Genomic DNA, 21,175 nt, shown 5'->3' on the forward strand with positions numbered 1-21,175 from the left:
TTCAGGAGGGACAACAATGCAAATACGCGACTTAGGGGTTTTAGCTGCAGTGATTATGGTTGTAGCGATGCTCATTATCCCTCTTCCACATTGGCTACTCAGTTTTTTAATTATTATCAATATTACATTGGCACTACTCGTATTATTAACTTCAATGAATATGAAGGAAGCGCTCGATTTCTCGATTTTCCCGACTGTCATTCTATTATTAACGCTGTTCCGTCTGGCATTGTCTGTATCTACGACACGTGCTATTTTAGCGGAAGGTGACGCAGGTAAAGTAGTAGAGACATTTGGTAATTTCGTAACAGGCGGTAATATTTTAGTAGGTTTAGTTATTTTCTTATTATTAGTTATTATCCAGTTTATCGTTATTACTAAAGGTTCGGAACGTGTTGCGGAAGTTGCTGCGCGTTTTACTTTGGATGCGATGCCTGGTAAACAAATGAGTATTGATGCAGATTTAAACGCCGGAATGATTTCGGAAAAGGAAGCACGCGAACGCCGTGAAAAAGTATCCGGAGAAGCAGACTTCTACGGAGCGATGGATGGTGCGACGAAATTCGTTAAAGGGGATGCGATCGCCTCAATCATTATGGTTGGTATTAACTTACTCTTCGGTATGATTATCGGTATGCTTCAGATGGAGCTGAGCTTTAGTGAAGCCGCATCGAAATATTCGATGCTGACAGTCGGTGACGGACTTGTATCGCAAATCCCGGCATTATTAATTTCGACTGCAACAGGTATTGTTGTAACACGTGCCGCTTCAAAAGGAAATCTTGGTTCAGATATTACAGCCCAGTTATTTGCACAATCCAAGCTTCTATATGTAGCTGCCGGTACAATTCTCCTGCTCGGGTTATTCACACCGATTCCAGACTGGATTACAATTCCGATTGCAGTAGCATTAGCGGTTGGCGCATTCTTAATGGATCGTAAAAAGGAAGAAACGCCGGAAGAAATTATGGAATTCGAAGAGGAAGTTGCTTCGGATACGATGAAAAGTCCGGAAAATGTTATTAATTTATTAAATGTCGATCCAATTGAGTTTGAATTTGGCTACGGATTAATTCCGTTAGTGGATGCAGCTCAAGGTGGGGATTTACTGGACCGAGTAGTTATGATCCGCCGTCAGCTTGCATTGGAGCTTGGGATTGTCATACCGATTGTCCGTATTCGTGACAATATCCAACTGCAGCCAAATGAGTACCGGATTAAAATAAAGGGAAATGAAATGGCACGAGGAGAATTATTGCTGGATCATTATTTGGCAATGAGCCCAGGGGATGATAATTCAATCGATGGTATTGATACAATCGAGCCATCATTTGGATTGCCTGCAAAATGGATCACAGAAGCAGTAAAAGAGGATGCCGAAATGTTCGGCTATACAGTTGTCGATCCGCCAAGTGTTGTTTCTACACATTTAACCGAAATTATCCGTGCAAATGCCCACGATCTGCTTGGCCGTCAAGAGACGAAGCAACTGATCGATCATTTACGCGAAACCCATGCGATTTTAGTGGACGATCTAATTCCGACACCATTATCAATAGGGGAAGTACAAAAAGTATTGGCAAAACTATTGCGTGAAAATGTTTCAATACGTAATTTGCCGATTATATTCGAAACATTAGCAGATTATGCAAAGCTTACTAGTGATCCCGATATTTTAACAGAATATGTGAGACAGGCATTGGCTAGACAAATTACATCTCAATTTATTAACGGCCAACAAGCATTGAAAGTTATCACAGTATCTGCAAAAGTGGAAAAACTCGTAGCTGACAGCATTCAGCAAACAGACCATGGAAATTATTTAGCAATGGATCCGCAGCAGTCGCAATTCGTATTGGAAGCTATTGCAAAAGAAGTGGAGCGTGTTTCCTATACGGAACAGTCGCCAATTATTTTATGTTCGCCAGCTGTGCGTCTGTATATAAGACAATTAACAGAACGTTATTTCCCGCAAGTACCGATTCTTTCATATAACGAATTGGATGCAGCCGTTGAAATTCAAAGTGTAGGGGTGGTGAATGTTGAATGAAGATGAAAAAATACAATGCACCTTCCATTGCTGAGGCAATGAAACAAATTCGCGCCGATTTAGGGGAAGATGCAGTTATTCTGAATTCGAAAGTCGTCGTGACGAAAAAGTTTTTTGGATTAGTAAAAAATAAAAGCTATGAAGTCGTGGCAGGATATGACCAGGTGGAAAAGAAACCTTCATTGCCGTCTTTAGAAGACATTCCGACATTTGCGCCGCAATTGAAAGAGCAAGGGATCCGCGAAGCAGCTTCGTCTGTGGAACAACATAAAAAAGTTCCGCAAGGCGATTCTGCCGGCTTGCCTGATAACCTGATCAAAGAAATTGCAGATTTAAAATCGATGATGCAATCGATGCAACGTATGTCGGTACAATCTCAATATCCTGATGAACTCTTACCATTTATCGACTTTCTACGTGAGCAGGAACTTGGAGAGGAGCTTATCACAAAAATCAGTGATGAGCTTTTTATGTATTATAACGAGCATGGCAAGCAAATCATATGGAACGATATGCAGGAAGTTGCCAAAGACTATTTAAGAAAAGAATTGTATGACTTGCCGATCAGCGGAATTTCATATGAGAAAAAATACATTAATGTGTTAGGTCCAACAGGTGTTGGAAAAACGACAACGATTGCGAAAATGGCAGCACGCGCTGTCCTTGAAAAGAAAAAGAAAATCGGCTTTATTACAACAGACACGTATCGTATCGCCGCAATCGAACAATTGAAAACGTATGCTGCATTGCTGCAGGCACCTGTTGAAGTTGTTTATAATGCAACAGATTATGCTGAGGCGATCAAAAAGTTTGATCATTTGGATTTAATTTTTATTGATACGGCCGGAAGAAACTATAAAGAAGCGAAATATGTAGATGATTTAAAATCATTAATACAATTTAGCGAACAAGTAGAATCCTACTTAGTTTTATCTTTAACGTCTAAGCAAAAAGACTTAGAAGCAATTATTGAACAATTTACGAACTTGCACATTGAAAAATTTATCTTTACGAAGCTTGATGAAACAAATTCTATTGGCACTATGTTTAATTTAATGATTAAATATAATAAAGGACTAGCTTATTATACAAATGGTCAAGAAGTACCAGAAGATATTGAACAACCAAATAGTGATAATTTACTAGAACTTTTCTTCGAGGAGAATACGGATGAAAGACCAAGCTGAAAAACTACGCCAGAAAATGCTGGAAAGTGAACATAAGCCAGGGCGATCAATTGCAGTTGTCAGTGGAAAAGGCGGAGTAGGAAAAAGTAATTTTACGACAAACTTCGCTACCCTTTTATCAAAAAAAGGGAAAAAGGTAGTCGTTTTAGATATGGATATTGGCATGGGCAATGTACACATTCTCATAGGAAGCTCCGTGAAATATAGTTTAAAAGATTACCTCGATGGTCAAGTACCGCTTGAAGATGTTTTATGCGAAACAAACGAGGGGGTAAGCTATATTTCCGGCGGTTCAGGTATGTCGTCGTTAATGGAGTGGTCTTCAGATGTTTTTGCCCGTCTAATCACGGCTTTTGAAACATTGCAGAAAAATTATGATTTTGTCTTATTTGATATGGGAGCAGGTGTTGTTGATTGGTCGCTCGATCTATTAACATCCATTGAAGAAATTATCGTTATTTCTACAGCTGAACCGACGTCCATTATGGATGCTTATTCTATGATGAAATTTATCCATCTAAAAGATCCAATGAAGAAGTTTTATCTGTTAGGCAATCGTGCATATACAGTTGAGGAAGGGCAAGATACGACACAGCGTCTAAAAACAGTGATGCAGCGTTTTTTAGAGAAGGAAGTATCAATTTTAGGGTCGCTGCCGGAAGATCCTGTTGTGCGTCAAGCGGTACGTCAGCAAGCCTTATTTACAGTGCTGTATCCTGATGCCCCAATTACAAAAACGATGAAAAAAGTTGTTGAGCAATTTTTAACAACGCAGGCAGTAATGAAAGAAGTGCATGCAACAAACGAGTCTATGAAATTTATATCAAAATTAAAAAGCATCTTTTCGAGAGGGCGTGAGTAAATGAGCAACTTACAGAAAACCAAACTGCTGGTTGTTGATGATTCCGCCTTTATGCGGAAGCTAATAAGCGATTTTTTTTCAGACCATCTGCATATTGAAGTCATCGGGGCTGCACGCAATGGGAAAGACGCCATTAAAAAAATCGAGCAGCTTAAACCCGATGTCGTGACAATGGACGTGGAAATGCCGGAAATGAATGGGATGGAAGCGTTAAAAGAAATTATGCAGAAGTATCCATTACCTGTCATCATGCTTTCAAGTACGACAAAGCGCGGAGCAGAAAATACATTAATGGCAATGGAGTACGGAGCAGTCGATTTTGTTGCTAAACCAAGCGGTTCCATTTCATTGGATTTACATAAAATTAAGGATGAACTTGTACGAAAAGTGGAAGAGGCATCTAAAGTAACAGTTTCAAAATTGAAAAAACCATTCCGTAAATCGACAGTCGCAAGTCAAGCGATCCGTCATCCTTTCGACAAGGAAGAATCAAAATTAAGAAGTTTGACAAAGCCGACTGTCAACATCGATGTGCCGATTAAACAGACGGAGTGGAGCAAAACTTCGAAGAAAATCATTTTAATCGGGACTTCAACTGGTGGTCCTAGAGCTTTACAGGAAGTCATTACGAAAATTCCCGCTAATGTGGGTGCACCAATTTTAATCGTGCAGCATATGCCTGCAGGCTTTACAAAATCGTTGGCAGCAAGACTCGATCAGTTGAGCGAAATTCATGTAAAAGAAGCAGAACAAGGCGACCTGCTGCAAAAGGGAACAGCCTATATTGCGCCGGGTGGCTATCATCTTAAATTAAGAAAAATCGGATCATCATTTGCAGTTGTACTTGATGATCAGGAACCGCCAAGAGCAGGCCATCGCCCGTCTGTAGACGTCATGTTTGAAGACGTCAGCCAGTACTCGGAGTTCGATAAAATTGCCGTTATTATGACGGGAATGGGCTATGACGGATCAAAAGGACTAGTCTCACTAAAGAAAACAGGGAATGTCACGGCTATTGCCGAGTCAGCAGAAACATGTATCGTATATGGAATGCCAAAAGCTGCCGTGGAAACGCAGCTTGTAGATGAAGTGGCGGATGTTGATGATATTGCCCAAACAATTATGAAATATATGCCTTAAAAAGGGGTGCCCTCTAAATGGAATTAAATCAATATTTGGAAATGTTCATTGAAGAAAGTAAAGAGCATTTACAAGCGTGCAGCGAACACTTATTGGAATTGGAAAAAAATCCGGAAGATTTAACGATTGTCGGAGAGATTTTCCGTTCGGCACATACTTTAAAAGGTATGGCAGCAACAATGGGCTTTGAAGATTTAGCCGACTTAACACATAAAATGGAAAATATTCTGGATGCGATCCGCAACAGTAAAATTAAAGTGAACGCAGAGATTTTGGATGTTGTATTTGAATCTGTGGATCATTTAGAAGAAATGGTATACGACATTGCAGATGGTGGTGACGGAAAACGCAATGTGCAAGCGACAGTGGAAAAGCTTAAGCGTATTGAAGCAGGTGAACCGGCAACTGCCGTTTCAGAAGAACCAATTTCAGGCCAGGAAGTTGCTGCAGCAATGGTAGCCAACGAAATCGAACAGCCAGCTGAAGCATTGGAATTGAAATTAACCTATGATGATTTTGAAAAAACGGTCATTCTGCAATCATCTGAACAAGAATTCAATGCATATGAAATTACAGTGGCTTTACGTGAAGATTGTTTATTAAAAGCAGCTCGTGTATTCATGGTATTCGAAATACTGGAGAAAAACGGAGATGTCATCAAATCTTCGCCGACAGTAGATAAATTGGAAGAAGAACAGTTTGATAGTGTATTCCACGTTGCCTTTATTTCGAAAGAGTCAGCTGAAGATTTGCAAAAGATGCTGATGAAAGTATCAGAAGTTGATCGTGTAGTGGTCAATAAAATAGACCGAGATATGTTTGTTACAAAAACTACGGCAACTGAAGTACCTGCAGAAGAAGCACTGCCACAGCCTGCAGTACAGGAAACTGAAACTGCTGTATCTGAGGAACAGCCAAAAACAGCGGCAGCTAAAAACAATACTAGTAAATCCGGGCATGCATCGAGTAAGACGATTCGTGTGAATATTGAGCGCCTTGATATATTGATGAACTTATTTGAAGAGCTTGCAATTGATCGCGGCCGTCTTTTATCGATCGCCGGTGATGTAAATCATGGAGAACTAAATGAGACAGTTGAACGTATGAGCCGTACAATGGGTGATCTGCAAAATATCGTTTTAACGATGCGCATGGTTCCTGTAGATACAGTATTTAACCGTTTCCCGAAAATGGTACGCCAATTGTCGCGTGATTTAAACAAAAAAATCGAACTTAATATTGTCGGTGCAGAAACAGAGCTAGACCGTACAGTAATTGATGAAATCGGAGATCCGTTAGTTCACCTGATCCGCAACTCTGTTGATCATGGGATCGAAAGTCCGGAAGTACGCCGTGCAAAAGGTAAACCGGAAGAAGGAACAGTAGAACTTCGTGCTTATCATAGTGGAAACTATGTATTCATCGAGATTGAAGATGATGGAGCAGGGATCAACCGCGATAAAGTATTAGCAAAAGCGCTGTCTAAAGGAATTGTTACAAAAGAACAATCGTTAACGATGACAGACAAACAGGTTAACGAGTTAATTATGGCATCCGGTTTCTCAACAGCCGACGTCATTTCGGATGTATCGGGCCGTGGTGTCGGTTTAGATGTTGTTAAAACAACAATCGAATCATTAGGCGGCAATATTTCGATTGAATCGACTCAAAATGTCGGCTCTGTTTTCTCAATTCAATTACCGCTGACACTGTCGATTATTTCAGTCATGCTCGTAGAAATTGAAAATGAAATTTATGCAATTCCGTTATCGTCTATTATTGAAACATCGATTATCCGTCAATCAGACATATTAAACGCACATAATCAAAAAGTAATCGATTTCCGTGGTAAAGTTGTACCGCTTGTATTCCTGGAAGAAATTTTTGAAGTACCGCGCGCTGTACAAAATGATGATGGCCTCCATTCAGTTGTAATTGTCCGTAAAGGTGATAAATTAGCTGGTTTAGTAGTCGATTCCTTTATCGGTCAGCAGGAAATTGTATTGAAATCATTAGGTAACTACTTAACAAATATTTTTGCAATCTCGGGTGCAACGATATTAGGAAACGGAAAAGTGGCGTTAATTGTAGACTGTAACGCACTGATGAAGTAAAAGGATAAGAGGTGTGAAGAATGACGAATGCAACAGAGCAAAAAAACTTGAAAGTAATTGTGTTTCAATTAGCAGATAAAGAATATGCTATTCCTGTTTCGCACGTAAAGGGAATTGAAAAGTTAATGCATATTACTCGTGTACCGAAAACAGAACGTTATGTAAAAGGTGTCATTAATCTTCGGGGTGTTGTAACACCTGTCATCGATTTACGTGAACGTTTCGACTTGCCGGTTTCAGGTAACGAAGAAACAACCCGAATTATTATTATTGCACTGGAAACGATGGAAGTCGGTTTTATTGTAGATTCAGCGAATGATGTTTTGGACATTGATGCATCTTCCATTGAACAGCAGCCTGAAGTGGTTGGCTCATTAGAAGAAGATTTTATCGCAGGTGTCGCAAAATTGGAAAACCGCTTATTAATTTTACTTCACTTAGATAAAGTATTAAATCCGATAGATTAATTTCAATGAATAATTTTCCGGGTGAGCCTCGCTTGCCTGGAATCTATTAAAGTAGGGATTGAAAATGAGCTTTAATGAAAAAATTACGTTGCTCCATTTAGATGTTTTAAAGGAAATCGGAAATATTGGTGCTGCACATGCGGCTACGGCATTATCGAATTTATTGGGAAAAAAGATCGATATGCGTGTACCCGACGTGAAAATGGCCTCGTTTAATGAAATGATGGAGCTCGCTGGCGGATCGGAAAATGCTGTCGTCGGCATTTATCTTCGTATTGAAGGGGATGCACAAGGAAGCATGTTTTTCATTTTGCCGATTGAACAGGCAAACCGATTTATTCGAAGTCTCATTCATGACGAATCTTTTGATTTTCACACACCGCCATATTCGGAAATTGGCTTATCGGCAATGCAGGAAATGGGCAATATTTTATCCGGCTCTTATTTATCCGCATTATCGGATTTTACAGGTCTTAAAATCTTTCCGACAGTACCTGGATTAAGTGTCGATATGTTTGGCGCAATTATTAGTATCGGACTTATTGAACTATCACAAGTAAGTGATACGGTCATCGTCATTAACACATCCATATATGAAGAAGTCATGTCAGATGATGAAGCGGTAAAAGGACAGTTCTTCCTGTTACCAGAACCTGATTCATTTGAAGCCATTTTTAAAGCATTAGGAGTGCCCACGACATGATAGTTACCCATTCAAACGAAGTGATTAAAGTAGGCATTGCGCAAATGGATATCGTGAAAGTTCCTAAAACGATTCGTACGTCGGGATTAGGTTCTTGTGTAGGTGCGGTCATTTACGATGATTCCAAAAAAGTTGCAGGTATGGTCCATGTCATGCTGCCGGACTCCAGTTTAAATCGAACGGCAACAATGAATGTCGCAAAATTTGCCGATACGGGAATTGCCGCTTTAGTCGATCTTTTAAAACAAGAAGGGGCGCAACGCTTTAAGTTGAAGGCGAAAATTGCGGGTGGTGCGCAAATGTTCCAATTTACTGCAGATAAAGATTCAATGAGAATTGGGCCAAGAAATGTGGAAGCTGTAAAAGCACAGTTAAAAGAACTGGGCATACCGCTTATCGCTGAAGATACGGGCGGCAACAGCGGTCGTACTATCGAGTTTAACCCTGATACATGCATGCTTCAGGTACGTACCGTCAATAAAGGAGTGAGTGAAATTTAATGTTTGGTTCAATATTTTATAATTTTTGGGCAGCACTACTTTCATTCGCTGTATATTTTATCGCTGGAATTCAAAATCCGTATGCGATGCCACTGCCGACGATTGGCGCCGCTTTGGTCATTTCTGTCATTGCATTTAGTTTAATGTTTCTTATCCGTTACTTCCTTGGGTATGTATTTTATACACCGGAAGCACCTGTTTTGTCACAAACAGAAGAGGAACTGCCTGTAGTTGCGAAAGAGACGGATAAAACACAAACTGTTCCGCAAAGCGATCATACAACAATGGAAGTTGAAGATGAGAATACGGAAGAAATTGCACAAGTCGTTCGTTCGATGCTTCAAAGCGATGAATCCCTTACACGGTAAAAGAGTCGTATATCCGGCTCTTTTTTATTTAGCGGAATATAAGGAAATCCTGTGTCGAATGACTGGATTAAATGTATATTAAAAGGCTTTTTGGTATAATTAACTCAAAGAATGTTACTTTTCAAATAAAGGGGTGGGTATGTTTGACAGAACAAAGGCATAGAGACGAACAATCATTATGGGTTCGTTGGACAAAGAACCGTGATCCCGAAGCAGGCGATTTATTAATAAAGAAGTTTAAACCACTCGTATCGTATCATGTACAGCGTATCGCTGTCGGGCTTCCGAAAAACATTTCCAGAGACGACTTAATGAGTCTTGGGATGATGGGGCTGTTTGATGCGTTAAATAAATTTGATATAAACCGAGATTTAAAATTTGATACGTATGCCTCATTCCGTGTACGTGGTGCTATTCTTGATGGTTTACGTAAAGAGGACTGGCTCCCGAGATCGGCACGTGAAAAAGCAAAAAAGCTTGAATCGCAAATCGAATCCCTTGAGCAAAAGCTGATGCGACATGCGACACCGGAAGAAGTTGCAGCACATATGAATTTGCCGGTCGAAGAAGTATACCAAACTTTCCAGGAACACTTTTTCTCGAATGTGCTGTCCATCAATGAGCAGCTGGACCAGGAAGAATCGGAAGGCAAGTCCTTTGTTATCCGTGATGACAATACGAAAACACCCGAGCAGCAAACCGTTCATGTAGAGCTACTGGGCGATTTGGCTGAAAATATTAAAAAGCTGAATGAAAAAGAGCAACTTGTCATCAGTTTATTTTACTCGGAAGAATTAACATTAACCGAAATCGGTGAAATACTGGAACTGTCGACATCAAGAATTTCGCAAATCCACTCAAAAGCATTGTTTAAATTACGTAAATTATTGTCTTCGGAAATGATCAATACGTAAGGAGGCGGCGTTATGAGCTTAAAGGGCCTGGAATTGCAGATTGCAATTCCTAAAACATTTGAGGCAGGGAAATTGGCGGATCAGCGTCAACAAAATACAATCCTGCAGCAAATGCATGCAAATGAAGCATTGAACAGGGAACTGGAACGCAAACAATTATCCGTCAATGAAACAGAGCATCTGAACGCAGTCAATGATGAGGAACAGGAAAAGGCTTCCCAAAGCGGGCAAGAGCCAATGCAGGAAAACAAGAAAAATAAGGAACAGCTAGATCAAAAAGTGCAGCACCCGTTTAAAGGGAATCTTTTTGACTTTAGTGGCTAGGAGCAGTCATCTATGATCGCAGTTATAATTACCTTATTTCTTATCCAAATGATTACGATTTTTGTTATTGTTCTTTTATATAGTAAGCTTTCTAAGTTTCAGAATTTAGAAAAGCGCCAAAATGAACTGATTAATGAAATGGACAATGCGATTAGTGTATATTTAATGGAGATGAAAGAAGAGAATGACCGGTTAATCAGTGAATTGAAAAAACCGAATGTTGCTCAAAAGACGGCACAATCCCGTAAAGAAGAGACTTCATTGACTTTAAAAGAGCAGCCGGTAAAAGAACAGGAACTGGAACCGCGCAAATTCGTACCGGTCAAGCAAGCAGCAAGTGCCTATCAAAAGCAAAAGACACAGCAGCATGTTGAAGAAAAGAACGATGCAGCATTAGTAAAAGCTGAACCACTTTCTGATGACAATGCCGTCCAAGAGCAAAACCTGACATTTGAACAGCAAGTAATTAATCATTATCGCAACGGGAAAACAATCGAAGAAATTGCGAGAATGATGGGACGCGGAAAAACGGAAATTGAACTCCTCGTAAAGTTTCATGCGTAAAGTAGTTGCACTTGAAAGGCCATTATGATATAGTTACAAGCGGTGTTAACAATACACACGTATTTTGATGTAGTAAGTGGTGCTCGTAAGTCTACGGGTAGCTTGTTGCAGATGAAAAATACGGAGGAAAAAAACCAAACATATTAGGAGGAAACACTCATGTCAGTAATTTCAATGAAACAATTACTAGAAGCTGGTGTACATTTCGGTCACCAAACTCGCCGTTGGAACCCAAAAATGAAGAAATATATCTTCGTAGAGCGTAACGGTATTTACATTATCGATTTACAAAAAACGGTTAAAAAATTAGAAGAAGCATACGATTTCATGCGTCAAGTTGGTCAAGACGGTGGTAAAGTTTTATTCGTAGGTACGAAAAAACAAGCACAAGAAGCGATCAAAGAAGAAGCTGAACGTTCTGGTAACTACTACATCAACCAACGTTGGTTAGGTGGTACTTTAACAAACTTCGGTACTATTCAAAAACGTGTTAAACGTATGAAAGATATCGAGAAAATGGAAGAAGACGGTACTTTCGCTGTACTTCCTAAAAAAGAAGTAATCCAACTTAAAAAAGAGCACGAGCGCTTAGTTAAATTCTTAGGCGGTATCCGTGATATGAAAGCTATTCCGGACGTAATGTTCGTTGTAGACCCTCGTAAAGAGCGTATCGCAGTTGCAGAAGCAATCAAATTAAACATCCCTCTAGTTGGTATCGTAGACACTAACTGTGATCCAGATGAAATTGATTACGTAATCCCTGCAAACGACGATGCTATCCGCGCGGTTAAATTATTAACTGCTAAAATGGCTGACGCTTTATTAGAAGCTAAACAAGGTGAAGAAGAAGCTCCTGCAGTAGAAGAAGCTACAGCTGAGTAATTCACTGTTAAAAAAGGTGATAAGTGGATGAACCCCTTATCACCTTTTTTTGAGAAATGAATTTGAAGATGTATGAATCGTTGAAAAATAGCGATTTATCGCTTAAAGTATGAAATAGTGTAAATAAATTTTTCATTATATTTAGGAGGAAACTCAACATGGCAAACATTACTGCACAATTAGTAAAAGAATTACGCGAAAAAACAGGCGCAGGTATGATGGACTGTAAAAAAGCATTAGTATCAACAGAAGGTGACATCGATGCTGCAATCGATTTCCTACGTGAAAAAGGTTTAGCTGCTGCTGGCAAAAAAGCTGACCGTATCGCTGCTGAAGGTACAACTTACATTTTAGAAAACGGTAATGAAGCGATTCTTTTAGAAGTAAACGCTGAAACTGACTTCGTTGCGAAAAACGACAAGTTCCAAATTTTAGTTTCTTCTTTAGCAGAGCAATTATTATCTGCTAAACCAGAATCAGTAGAAGCTGCTTTAGAATTAGAAAAAGACGGCGTGAAAATCGCTGACCAAATTTCTACAGCTACTGCTACAATCGGTGAAAAAATCTCATTACGTCGTTTCGAAATCAAAACAAAAACTGATGCAGATGCATTCGGTTCTTACTTACACATGGGCGGACGTATTGGTGTATTAGTAGTTCTTGAAGGTTCTACTGACGCTGCTGCTGCAAAAGATATCGCTATGCATATCGCTGCAATCAACCCAACTTACATTTCTCGTGACGAAGTTTCTGCTGACGAAGTAGAACGTGAGCGCAAAGTATTAACTGAGCAAGCGTTAAACGAAGGTAAACCAGAAAACATCGTAGCGAAAATGGTAGAAGGCCGTCTTGGTAAATACTTCGAAGACGTATGCTTATTAGACCAAGCTTTCGTTAAGAACTCAGATCAAAAAGTACGCGACTTCGTAAACTCATTAAATGCTACTGTAACAAGCTTCACTCGTTATGCTGTTGGTGAAGGTATCGAAAAGCGTGAAGATAACTTCGCTGAAGAAGTAATGAACCAAGTTAAAGGTAACTAATTAAATTACAACTTAAATTAACATTAATTTAAGCAAACAGTAGGGAGCACCATTTGCGTGTTCCCTATTTTTAAAGAAATCTATTTTTGAATGAAGCGAAGTACGATACATAGAAAACACAATCGTATTTCCTTTTAAATAAATGAGTAACGGAGGTCTACTATGGGTGTGTCAGAGTACAAACGAGTAGTTATTAAACTTAGCGGGGAAGCATTAGCTGGAGAATTAGGCTTCGGTTTCTCACCGGATGTTATTAAATCGATCGCTGCAGAAATTAAAGATGTTATCGACTTAGGTGTAGAGGTCGCATTAGTTGTCGGCGGAGGCAACATTTGGCGCGGGAAAATCGGCGCTGAAATGGGAATGGAACGTGCCAATGCAGATTATATGGGCATGTTAGGAACAGTGATGAATGCACTTGCATTACAAGATTCACTGGAAAATCTGGGTGTTCCTACACGTGTTCAATCATCGATCGTTATGACACAAGTGGCAGAGCCATATATTCGACGTAAAGCAGTTCGTCATTTGGAAAAAGCACGTGTCGTAATTTTTGCTGCAGGAACAGGTAACCCATACTTCTCGACAGATACGACAGCAGCTTTACGTGCCGCAGAAATTAATGCAGATGCAATTTTAATGGCGAAAAATAATGTGGATGGCGTTTATTCTGCAGATCCAAAATTAGATTCTGAAGCAGTTAAGTATGACACACTTACGTATTTAGACGTTATTCAACAAGGTTTACAAGTAATGGATTCTACAGCTTCGACATTATGTATGGATAATGATATTAAGCTTGTCGTTTTCAACTTATCAGAACCAGGTAATATTAAACGTGCCGCATTAGGCGAAAAAATTGGAACAGTTGTTAGGAGAGATGCGTAATGACACAACAAGTATTGAATCAAGCAAAAGAAAAAATGACAAAATCAATTAATGCTTTCTCACGTGAATTAGCTTCAATTCGTGCAGGTGTAGCAAATGCTTCACTATTGGATCGTATTACGGTGGACTACTATGGTACTCCGACACCGATCAACCAAATGGCAGGTATTTCTGTACCGGAAGCACGCCTATTAGTTATCCAGCCATATGATAAATCAATCTTAGGCGAAATCGAAAAAGCAATCATGCGTTCAGATATCGGCATCACACCGACAAATGACGGAAATGTTATTCGTTTAGCAGTACCGGCATTAACTGAAGAGCGCCGTAAAGAATTAGTAAAACAGGTGAAAAAAGAATCAGAAGACGCAAAAGTTGCTGTACGTAACGTGCGCCGTGATGCAAACGATGACCTGAAAAAATTAGAAAAGAACGGTGAAATCACAGAAGACGAACTACGCGGCTTCAACGATGACATCCAAAAACTAACAGACAACTCAATCGTTAAAATCGAGGAGTTAGTGAAAGAAAAAGAAAAAGAAATTTTAACAGTTTAATTTTAATTTGCTTCGCGCTGGTGGATTACATTAGCGCGAAATCTTTTTCTGACGATGTATGAACTTTACATGGATTAAAACGTCCTGCTAATAAGGACGTTTTTTTTACAATAATAGATTAAATTTTAAATTTGTTAGGGAAATATAGCTGTAGCAAAAAAACATGCACATGAACCCGTTCCCCCTAATTGAAAGTATAAATTGTGGAAAAAATACATATGAAAGATTAAAAGAAGCACAATTATTCTTTAAGATAGTAAAGAAGTTCATTATATAAAAAGGACAGGCTATCCCTTTTTTGATATGATAAAAAGGGAAGCAGTCCGATCTGTGCAGTTGGGGGTATTAACTATGTTTAAAAAACTTTTTGGGAAAAATACAAATAAAGAACAATCATTCGGTAGTGAAAATGTGGACTTAGTTAAGGGAGAGGATATCCCTACCCATATTGCAATTATTATGGACGGAAATGGACGTTGGGCGAAAAAACGTTCAATGCCACGAGTTGCAGGGCATCATGAAGGAATGAAAAACGTTCGAAAAATAACACGTTGCGCTTGTGATTTAGGAGTAAAAGTATTGACGCTCTATGCGTTTTCAACGGAAAACTGGAAGCGTCCTAAATCAGAAGTAGAATTTTTAATGCGTTTACCAGAGCAATTTTTAAATTCCTTTTTACCGGAGCTGATGGAGCTAAATATTAAAGTAGAAATGATTGGTGTGATGGATTCATTGCCAGACTATACACAATCCGCTTTAAGAAAGGCGATGGAAGCGACTGCAGGGAATACAGGATTAGTATTAAACTTTGCGATGAATTACGGTGGGCGTGCTGAAATTGTAATGGCGATGCAACAGCTTCTGAAAGAAGTAGAAGCAGGAAATCTTACAATTGATGAATTAAATGAACAACATATTTCCCAGTATGTAATGACGGCTCATTTACCTGAACCTGATTTATTAATTCGCACGAGTGGTGAAGTGCGCATAAGTAACTTTATGCTATGGCAGCTTGCCTATACGGAATTTTGGTTCACTGATACGCATTGGCCTGATTTTGATGAAGCCTGTTTAAAAGAGGCAATCTCTGTGTATCAAAACCGTAACCGCCGTTATGGAGGGCTGAAAGGAGAAGGAACAAATTGAAACAACGCATCATTACCGGAGTAATTGCTGCAGCATTATTTATTCCATTCGTAATTTATGGAGGAACGCCATTTGCGGTTTTAATGAGTATCATCGCAGTCATTGGTTTCTATGAATTGCTGAAAATGAAAGAAATTTCAATTGCATCTGTTCCAGGTATTATTGGTACACTTGCATTATTAGTTTTGGTTGTACCAAATGATTGGTCACGGAATATCGTTGATTTTTTTCAATATGATTCAATTTTGATGATCGTGTACGGAATTGCGACATTGTTGTTGATTTATATTGTACTTGTAAAAAATAAAATGACGTTTGATGAAATTGGTTTTATATTGCTAGGGGCATTTTATGTCGGACTGGGATTCCACTATTTTATCGAAACACGTTTTATCGGATTGGAATATGTCGTCTTTGTATTGTTAGTCGTTTGGACAACAGATTCCGGTGCCTATTTTGTAGGACGTAAGTTAGGGAAAAATAAATTATGGCCGGAAATTTCACCTAAGAAAACAGTGGAAGGTTTTATTGGCGGGATTGTTATTGCAGTTATTTTCGCAATTGCCATGCAGCTCATCTATCCTTTTGCTTCAAGCTGGCTGCAATTAATCGTTGTGACAATAATTGCATCGATCATTGGACAAATGGGTGATTTAGTCGAATCAGCTATTAAACGTCATTTTGGTGTAAAGGATTCAGGCAATATTCTCCCAGGACACGGTGGCATATTGGATCGTTTTGACAGTTTATTATTTGTCGTACCATTATTGCATTTTTTACATTTCTTTTCCTAGGACATAGAAGGGACGTATCATTGTGAAAAAAATTAGTTTATTAGGTGCAACAGGTTCCATCGGATGGCAAACCTTTGATATTTTACTTGCGAATCCGAATGAATTTAAGCTTGTTGCATTTTCAGCCGGACAAAATATTGAAAAGTCCCGCGAAATTATAAAAAAACTTCAACCAGAATTAGTTTCAATGCAAACTGAGGAAGCGGCAGGCACTTTACAAAAAGAGTTCCCACATGTTTCCTTTACATATGGCGATAAAGGATTGGTCGAAGTAGCGACACATCCGGATTCGACAGTGCTTATCAATGCAGTATTAGGCAGCGTTGGACTGGAATCGACACTTGCTGCGATCCGTATGGGGAAAACGATTGCCATTGCTAACAAAGAAACACTTGTAACAGCAGGCCATCTAGTAATGGCTGAAGCGAAAAAATACAATGCCCCAATCTTACCGGTAGACAGTGAGCATTCAGCTATTTTCCAATCGATGAACGGTGAAAACAAAAAGCGTATCGAGCGTATTATTTTAACGGCATCAGGTGGTTCATTCCGTGATAGAACAAGGGATGAGCTAGTAGGTGTAACAGTAAAAGATGCTCTGAATCATCCGAACTGGTCAATGGGAGCCAAAATTACGATTGACTCGGCAACAATGATGAATAAAGGGCTTGAAGTAATTGAGGCACATGTACTGTTTGATATGCCTTATGACAACATCGACGTATTGCTGCACCGTGAAAGCATCATTCACTCGATGGTGGAATATGAGGATACAAGTGTCATCGCACAGCTCGGAACACCGGATATGCGTGTACCGATTCAATATGCGCTTAGCTACCCGGACCGTTTACCACTTGCAAATGGCCAACGTTTAAATTTGGCCCAAATTGGACAGCTTCATTTTAAGGAAGTTGATTTTGACCGTTTCCGCGCATTAAAGCTTGCTTATGATGCAGGAAGAATGGGCGGGACAATCTTAACGGCAATGAATGCGGCAAACGAAGCAGCCGTTGCATTGTTTTTACAAGAAAAAATTACTTTTTTAGAAATTGAAGAATGTATTGAGCGTATTATGAATAGTCATAACAATATCGCTTTGCCAGATTTAGCAACTATTTTACATGTAGACAGTGAAACGAGAAAAACCGTCGCAAGCATGGTAAAATAGTGAAGTGTGAAAAACGGACGTGAAGAACGAAAAGGCGGACATCCTCCTTTTTGTACAAGCGGTGCCTTTTTTCAGAGCTTGATTGCTAGAAAAGATTGAGCGAAATAATATTCGGCTCAGTTCCAATGAAGGTGGGAGATTATGCAAACAGTTATAGCCTTTATTTTAATTTTTGGCTCACTCGTTTTTTTCCATGAGCTAGGTCACTTCTTATTTGCAAAGAAAGCAGGCATTATGGTGCGAGAATTTGCGATTGGTATGGGACCGAAGATTTTTGGGATGACGAAAGGTGAAACAGTCTATACGCTACGATTATTACCAATTGGCGGTTATGTAAGAATGGCCGGCGAAGATACCGATACGGTAGAACTGCAGCCTGGTTACCGCGTAGCTTTAATAACGAATGAAGAAAATATTGTAGAAAAAATCATTCTCAACCAAAAAACACATTACCAAAACGTCATCTTTTTAGAAGTAGAGCGTGCGGACTTAGAACGTGAACTTTGGATTGAAGGTTATGATGAAGATGATCAGTTCATTCGCTACAACGTATCACGTACAGCAAGCGTCGTTGAAAATGGTACGGAGCAGATGATTGCGCCGCTTGATCGCCAATTTAATTCAAAATCCGTTGGTGCTCGTGCAATGGCGATTTTCGCTGGTCCATTATTCAATTTTATTTTAGCGTTTTTCATCTTCCTGATTATCGGGCTTATTCAAGGGATTCCTTCTGAGGAACCGATTATTGCCGAAGTTATGGACAATTCTGTTGCGAGCAGTGCCGGATTGGTCGATGGCGATAAAGTAGTCAAGGTGAACGGACAGCCGATTTCAACTTGGGAAGAATTATCAGAACAAATTTTCAAGAACCCGAACAAAGCCGTAACATTCGAAGTCGAACGTGAAACGGGTAATGAAGTAATTGAACTTACACCAAAAGCTGTAGAGCAGGAAGGTGGTCCGGATTACGGACAAATCGGTGTGATGCGTTCCATTGAAAAAAATCCATTACAAGCCGTAGTGTATGGTGTGGAAGAAACGTATAACATGATTATTACGATCGGAACACTTGTCGGAAAACTGATTACCGGCCAATTCTCAATTGATGCATTATCAGGCCCGGTAGGAATTTATAAAACAACTGAAACGGTTGTAACGTTCGGTTTATATAATATTCTATACTTTGCGGCAATGCTGAGCGTCAACTTAGGGATTATGAACTTGTTACCATTACCAGCACTTGATGGTGGCCGTTTACTTTTCTTCGCTGTGGAAGCAGTAAGAGGAAAACCAATCGACCGTCAAAAAGAAGGTATGGTTCACTTCGTCGGAATACTCCTGCTGATGATCTTAATGGTCGTCGTAACATGGAATGATATCCAGCGATTCTTCTTCTAAATATTAATTAAGATGATTTTACTAAATGGTAAGCACGTTGATTGGAATGAAGGGGAGGCGACTTATTTATGCCTTCTCATTCATCAAGTCGTTGCTTCTGCGGTGGCCGCAATAAATTGCCGCCATCCTCGGCGCAAAGAATTAGAGACAAACAAGTTTGACTCTAATTCTTGCCCGCGGAAAGCGTCCGACCCGTAATGGAAATCAACCCCATGTCAGATGTAGAATCTCTTTTAAACAAAATACGTTTTAAAATGGCAGCTTTGAGCGTTTTGTATGAATAATACTAGCGTTCAAAGCTAAATTTGATTAGTATTATAGAAGTAGCAATTTAAATAAAAAAGGTGGCACTATTTATGAAACAGACCAAAACGTTTATCCCTACTTTAAGGGAAAATCCATCCGATGCCGACGTGAAATCGCATCGTATGCTTATGCGTGCCGGATTTATCCGACAAAATGCAGCCGGAGTATATTCGTACTTACCATTAGCGCGCAGAGTATTATCAAAAATCGAACAGATCATCCGTGAGGAAATGGAAGCAATCAATTCAATCGAGTTATTAATGCCTGCATTGCAACCAGCAGAGCTATGGCAGGAATCAGGTCGCTGGGAAGCATACGGTCCAGAGCTTATGCGTTTAAAAGACCGTCATGACCGTGACTTCGCTCTAGGTGCTACTCATGAAGAAGTGATTACAACTTTGGTGCGTGATGAAATTAAATCATATAAAAAATTACCGTTAACACTTTACCAAATTCAAAGCAAATTCCGTGATGAAAAACGTCCACGCTTTGGCTTACTGCGCGGTCGCGAATTCATTATGAAAGATGCTTATTCTTTCCACTCATCACGTGAATCACTTGATGCAACATACGATGATATGTACCGTGCATATTCAAACATCTTCACGCGTCTTGGACTGAACTTCCGTGCTGTAATTGCGGATGCAGGTACAATTGGCGGTAAAGGTACGCACGAATTTATGGTGCTTTCTGAAATCGGGGAAGATACAATCGCTTATTCGGATACATCGGATTATGCGGCAAACATCGAAATGGCAGAGGTTGTTGTAGAATATACAGCACCGACAACACCATTGAAAGACATCGAAAAGATTGAAACACCAGACCAAAAAACAATTGAAGAAGTATCGGCGTTTTTAAATGTGGAACCTTCAAATGTGATCAAATCGCTAGTTTTTGATATTGATGGTGAATTGGTTGTTGTTTTAGCGCGCGGTGACCACGAAATTAACGATATTAAATTAAAAAATGCATTAGGTGCTACATCTGTTGAATTGGCAGAAGATGCAGCTATTAAAGAATTACTAGGCTGTACACCAGGTTCAATCGGTCCTGTGAAATTGCCGGTAAATGTAAAAGTTATTGCGGATAACGCAATCAAATCAATCCGTAACGGTGTTGCAGGTGCAAACGAAGATGGATTCCACTTATTAAATGTTAATCCGGAGCGCGACTTCGCGATCAGCTCTTATGAAGACATCCGTTTCATCCAGCAAGGTGACCCATCTCCGGACGGTCAAGGTATCATTAAGTTTGCTGAAGGAATTGAAGTTGGACATATTTTCAAATTAGGTACAACATATTCAGAAAAACTAAATGCAACATTCCTTGATGAGCAAGGTAAAGCACAACCATATATTATGGGATGCTATGGTATCGGGGTTTCCCGTATACTTGCTGCAGTAGCTGAACATTTCCAGGATGAAAACGGATTTGTATGGCCTGCACAATTAGCGCCATATGACTTGCAGCTAGTACCAATCAATGCAAAAGACGAAGCACAAGTTCAATTAGCGGACGAGCTTTATGGTGTACTGAAATCATACCGCTATGAAGTGTTATATGATGACCGTGCAGAACGTGCCGGCGTAAAATTTGCAGATGCAGATTTAATCGGATTACCTGTTCGTATTACAGTAGGTAAAAAAGCTTCAGAAGGTCTTGTGGAAGTGAAATTCCGTTCAACAGGCGAATCTGCAGAATGGGCGAAAGAAGAAGTAGTCGATCGCTTAAACGAATATTTCCGCCAAAACTAGTAACGATTAAGATAGAGAGAACGGGAAAGTACAATTTTTTATG

Annotated in this window: 21 protein-coding genes; all 21 read left to right on the plus strand. The window is 39.6% G+C overall.

Annotated elements, in window-relative coordinates:
- The first annotated feature begins 16 nt into the window (after positions 1-16).
- Positions 17-2,050: a flagellar biosynthesis protein FlhA gene (gene flhA, locus AC6CH1_RS02730; protein ID WP_251689306.1), complete on the plus strand. Its 2,034-nt coding sequence runs from the start codon at positions 17-19 to the stop codon at positions 2,048-2,050.
- Complete coding sequence (gene flhF / locus AC6CH1_RS02735; protein WP_251689304.1) at positions 2,047-3,237, plus strand: flagellar biosynthesis GTPase FlhF; 1,191 nt, start codon at positions 2,047-2,049, stop codon at positions 3,235-3,237. Before flhA ends, flhF begins: the two co-directional genes overlap by 4 nt.
- A complete protein-coding gene (locus AC6CH1_RS02740; RefSeq protein WP_498316244.1) occupies positions 3,221-4,099 on the plus strand; it encodes a MinD/ParA family protein in 879 nt (292 codons plus the stop codon). The genes flhF and AC6CH1_RS02740 overlap by 17 nt, the downstream gene beginning before the upstream one ends.
- Positions 4,100-5,239 (plus strand): protein-glutamate methylesterase/protein-glutamine glutaminase, encoded by a 1,140-nt coding sequence (locus AC6CH1_RS02745; protein WP_498316245.1) that lies wholly within the window; start codon positions 4,100-4,102, stop codon positions 5,237-5,239. It begins immediately after the preceding gene.
- Positions 5,240-5,256: 17 nt separating this feature from the next.
- Complete coding sequence (locus AC6CH1_RS02750) at positions 5,257-7,353, plus strand: chemotaxis protein CheW (protein WP_498316246.1); 2,097 nt, start codon at positions 5,257-5,259, stop codon at positions 7,351-7,353.
- Between the two features lie 20 nt (positions 7,354-7,373).
- The gene (locus AC6CH1_RS02755) at positions 7,374-7,820 is read left to right on the plus strand and encodes a chemotaxis protein CheW (RefSeq protein WP_427710925.1); all 447 of its coding nucleotides are present in this window, start codon (positions 7,374-7,376) and stop codon (positions 7,818-7,820) included.
- 64 nt (positions 7,821-7,884) lie between these two features.
- The gene (locus tag AC6CH1_RS02760; protein WP_251689295.1) at positions 7,885-8,523 is read left to right on the plus strand and encodes a chemotaxis protein CheC; all 639 of its coding nucleotides are present in this window, start codon (positions 7,885-7,887) and stop codon (positions 8,521-8,523) included.
- The gene (locus AC6CH1_RS02765; protein WP_498316247.1) at positions 8,520-9,023 is read left to right on the plus strand and encodes a chemotaxis protein CheD; all 504 of its coding nucleotides are present in this window, start codon (positions 8,520-8,522) and stop codon (positions 9,021-9,023) included. Before AC6CH1_RS02760 ends, AC6CH1_RS02765 begins: the two co-directional genes overlap by 4 nt.
- Positions 9,023-9,391, plus strand: a complete 369-nt coding sequence (locus tag AC6CH1_RS02770; RefSeq protein ID WP_498316248.1) for a multidrug transporter — start codon at positions 9,023-9,025, stop codon at positions 9,389-9,391. The genes AC6CH1_RS02765 and AC6CH1_RS02770 overlap by 1 nt, the downstream gene beginning before the upstream one ends.
- Positions 9,392-9,534: 143 nt before the next feature.
- A complete protein-coding gene (locus tag AC6CH1_RS02775; RefSeq protein WP_079525256.1) occupies positions 9,535-10,305 on the plus strand; it encodes a FliA/WhiG family RNA polymerase sigma factor in 771 nt (256 codons plus the stop codon).
- A 12-nt stretch (positions 10,306-10,317) separates the two neighbouring features.
- Positions 10,318-10,629 (plus strand): RNA polymerase subunit sigma, encoded by a 312-nt coding sequence (locus tag AC6CH1_RS02780; RefSeq protein WP_251689289.1) that lies wholly within the window; start codon positions 10,318-10,320, stop codon positions 10,627-10,629.
- Positions 10,630-10,641: 12 nt separating this feature from the next.
- Entirely contained in the window at positions 10,642-11,193 is a 552-nt protein-coding gene (locus tag AC6CH1_RS02785) for a hypothetical protein (RefSeq protein ID WP_427710915.1), read from the plus strand.
- A 159-nt stretch (positions 11,194-11,352) separates the two neighbouring features.
- Complete coding sequence (gene rpsB / locus AC6CH1_RS02790; protein WP_008403254.1) at positions 11,353-12,075, plus strand: 30S ribosomal protein S2; 723 nt, start codon at positions 11,353-11,355, stop codon at positions 12,073-12,075.
- Between the two features lie 158 nt (positions 12,076-12,233).
- Positions 12,234-13,118: a translation elongation factor Ts gene (tsf, locus tag AC6CH1_RS02795; RefSeq protein WP_498316249.1), complete on the plus strand. Its 885-nt coding sequence runs from the start codon at positions 12,234-12,236 to the stop codon at positions 13,116-13,118.
- Positions 13,119-13,280: 162 nt separating this feature from the next.
- Positions 13,281-14,006, plus strand: a complete 726-nt coding sequence (gene pyrH / locus AC6CH1_RS02800) for a UMP kinase (RefSeq protein WP_340717663.1) — start codon at positions 13,281-13,283, stop codon at positions 14,004-14,006.
- Positions 14,006-14,563 (plus strand): ribosome recycling factor, encoded by a 558-nt coding sequence (frr, locus tag AC6CH1_RS02805; RefSeq protein WP_251689285.1) that lies wholly within the window; start codon positions 14,006-14,008, stop codon positions 14,561-14,563. Before pyrH ends, frr begins: the two co-directional genes overlap by 1 nt.
- Positions 14,564-14,914: 351 nt before the next feature.
- Complete coding sequence (uppS, locus tag AC6CH1_RS02810) at positions 14,915-15,709, plus strand: undecaprenyl pyrophosphate synthase (protein ID WP_251689283.1); 795 nt, start codon at positions 14,915-14,917, stop codon at positions 15,707-15,709.
- Positions 15,706-16,503: a phosphatidate cytidylyltransferase gene (locus AC6CH1_RS02815; protein ID WP_251689282.1), complete on the plus strand. Its 798-nt coding sequence runs from the start codon at positions 15,706-15,708 to the stop codon at positions 16,501-16,503. Before uppS ends, AC6CH1_RS02815 begins: the two co-directional genes overlap by 4 nt.
- Positions 16,504-16,525: 22 nt before the next feature.
- Positions 16,526-17,671 (plus strand): 1-deoxy-D-xylulose-5-phosphate reductoisomerase, encoded by a 1,146-nt coding sequence (dxr, locus tag AC6CH1_RS02820; protein WP_251689281.1) that lies wholly within the window; start codon positions 16,526-16,528, stop codon positions 17,669-17,671.
- A 141-nt stretch (positions 17,672-17,812) separates the two neighbouring features.
- Entirely contained in the window at positions 17,813-19,069 is a 1,257-nt protein-coding gene (gene rseP / locus AC6CH1_RS02825; protein ID WP_498316250.1) for an RIP metalloprotease RseP, read from the plus strand.
- A gap of 356 nt (positions 19,070-19,425) precedes the next feature.
- Entirely contained in the window at positions 19,426-21,132 is a 1,707-nt protein-coding gene (locus AC6CH1_RS02830) for a proline--tRNA ligase (RefSeq protein WP_498316251.1), read from the plus strand.
- The last annotated feature ends 43 nt before the right edge of the window (positions 21,133-21,175 follow it).

It is taken from the genome of Solibacillus sp. GQ1, assembly GCF_059758555.1.

What these genes read in the sequence shown, in the direction of transcription:
- flhA (WP_251689306.1), top strand. Translation starts at nt 17, where the DNA reads ATGCAAATACGCGACTTAGGGGTTTTAGCTGCAGTGATTATGGTTGTA.
- flhF (WP_251689304.1), top strand. Translation starts at nt 2,047, where the DNA reads ATGAAGATGAAAAAATACAATGCACCTTCCATTGCTGAGGCAATGAAA.
- AC6CH1_RS02740 (WP_498316244.1), top strand. Translation starts at nt 3,221, where the DNA reads ATGAAAGACCAAGCTGAAAAACTACGCCAGAAAATGCTGGAAAGTGAA.
- AC6CH1_RS02745 (WP_498316245.1), top strand. Translation starts at nt 4,100, where the DNA reads ATGAGCAACTTACAGAAAACCAAACTGCTGGTTGTTGATGATTCCGCC.
- AC6CH1_RS02750 (WP_498316246.1), top strand. Translation starts at nt 5,257, where the DNA reads ATGGAATTAAATCAATATTTGGAAATGTTCATTGAAGAAAGTAAAGAG.
- AC6CH1_RS02755 (WP_427710925.1), top strand. Translation starts at nt 7,374, where the DNA reads ATGACGAATGCAACAGAGCAAAAAAACTTGAAAGTAATTGTGTTTCAA.
- AC6CH1_RS02760 (WP_251689295.1), top strand. Translation starts at nt 7,885, where the DNA reads ATGAGCTTTAATGAAAAAATTACGTTGCTCCATTTAGATGTTTTAAAG.
- AC6CH1_RS02765 (WP_498316247.1), top strand. Translation starts at nt 8,520, where the DNA reads ATGATAGTTACCCATTCAAACGAAGTGATTAAAGTAGGCATTGCGCAA.
- AC6CH1_RS02770 (WP_498316248.1), top strand. Translation starts at nt 9,023, where the DNA reads ATGTTTGGTTCAATATTTTATAATTTTTGGGCAGCACTACTTTCATTC.
- AC6CH1_RS02780 (WP_251689289.1), top strand. Translation starts at nt 10,318, where the DNA reads ATGAGCTTAAAGGGCCTGGAATTGCAGATTGCAATTCCTAAAACATTT.
- AC6CH1_RS02785 (WP_427710915.1), top strand. Translation starts at nt 10,642, where the DNA reads ATGATCGCAGTTATAATTACCTTATTTCTTATCCAAATGATTACGATT.
- rpsB (WP_008403254.1), top strand. Translation starts at nt 11,353, where the DNA reads ATGTCAGTAATTTCAATGAAACAATTACTAGAAGCTGGTGTACATTTC.
- tsf (WP_498316249.1), top strand. Translation starts at nt 12,234, where the DNA reads ATGGCAAACATTACTGCACAATTAGTAAAAGAATTACGCGAAAAAACA.
- pyrH (WP_340717663.1), top strand. Translation starts at nt 13,281, where the DNA reads ATGGGTGTGTCAGAGTACAAACGAGTAGTTATTAAACTTAGCGGGGAA.
- frr (WP_251689285.1), top strand. Translation starts at nt 14,006, where the DNA reads ATGACACAACAAGTATTGAATCAAGCAAAAGAAAAAATGACAAAATCA.
- uppS (WP_251689283.1), top strand. Translation starts at nt 14,915, where the DNA reads ATGTTTAAAAAACTTTTTGGGAAAAATACAAATAAAGAACAATCATTC.
- rseP (WP_498316250.1), top strand. Translation starts at nt 17,813, where the DNA reads ATGCAAACAGTTATAGCCTTTATTTTAATTTTTGGCTCACTCGTTTTT.
- AC6CH1_RS02830 (WP_498316251.1), top strand. Translation starts at nt 19,426, where the DNA reads ATGAAACAGACCAAAACGTTTATCCCTACTTTAAGGGAAAATCCATCC.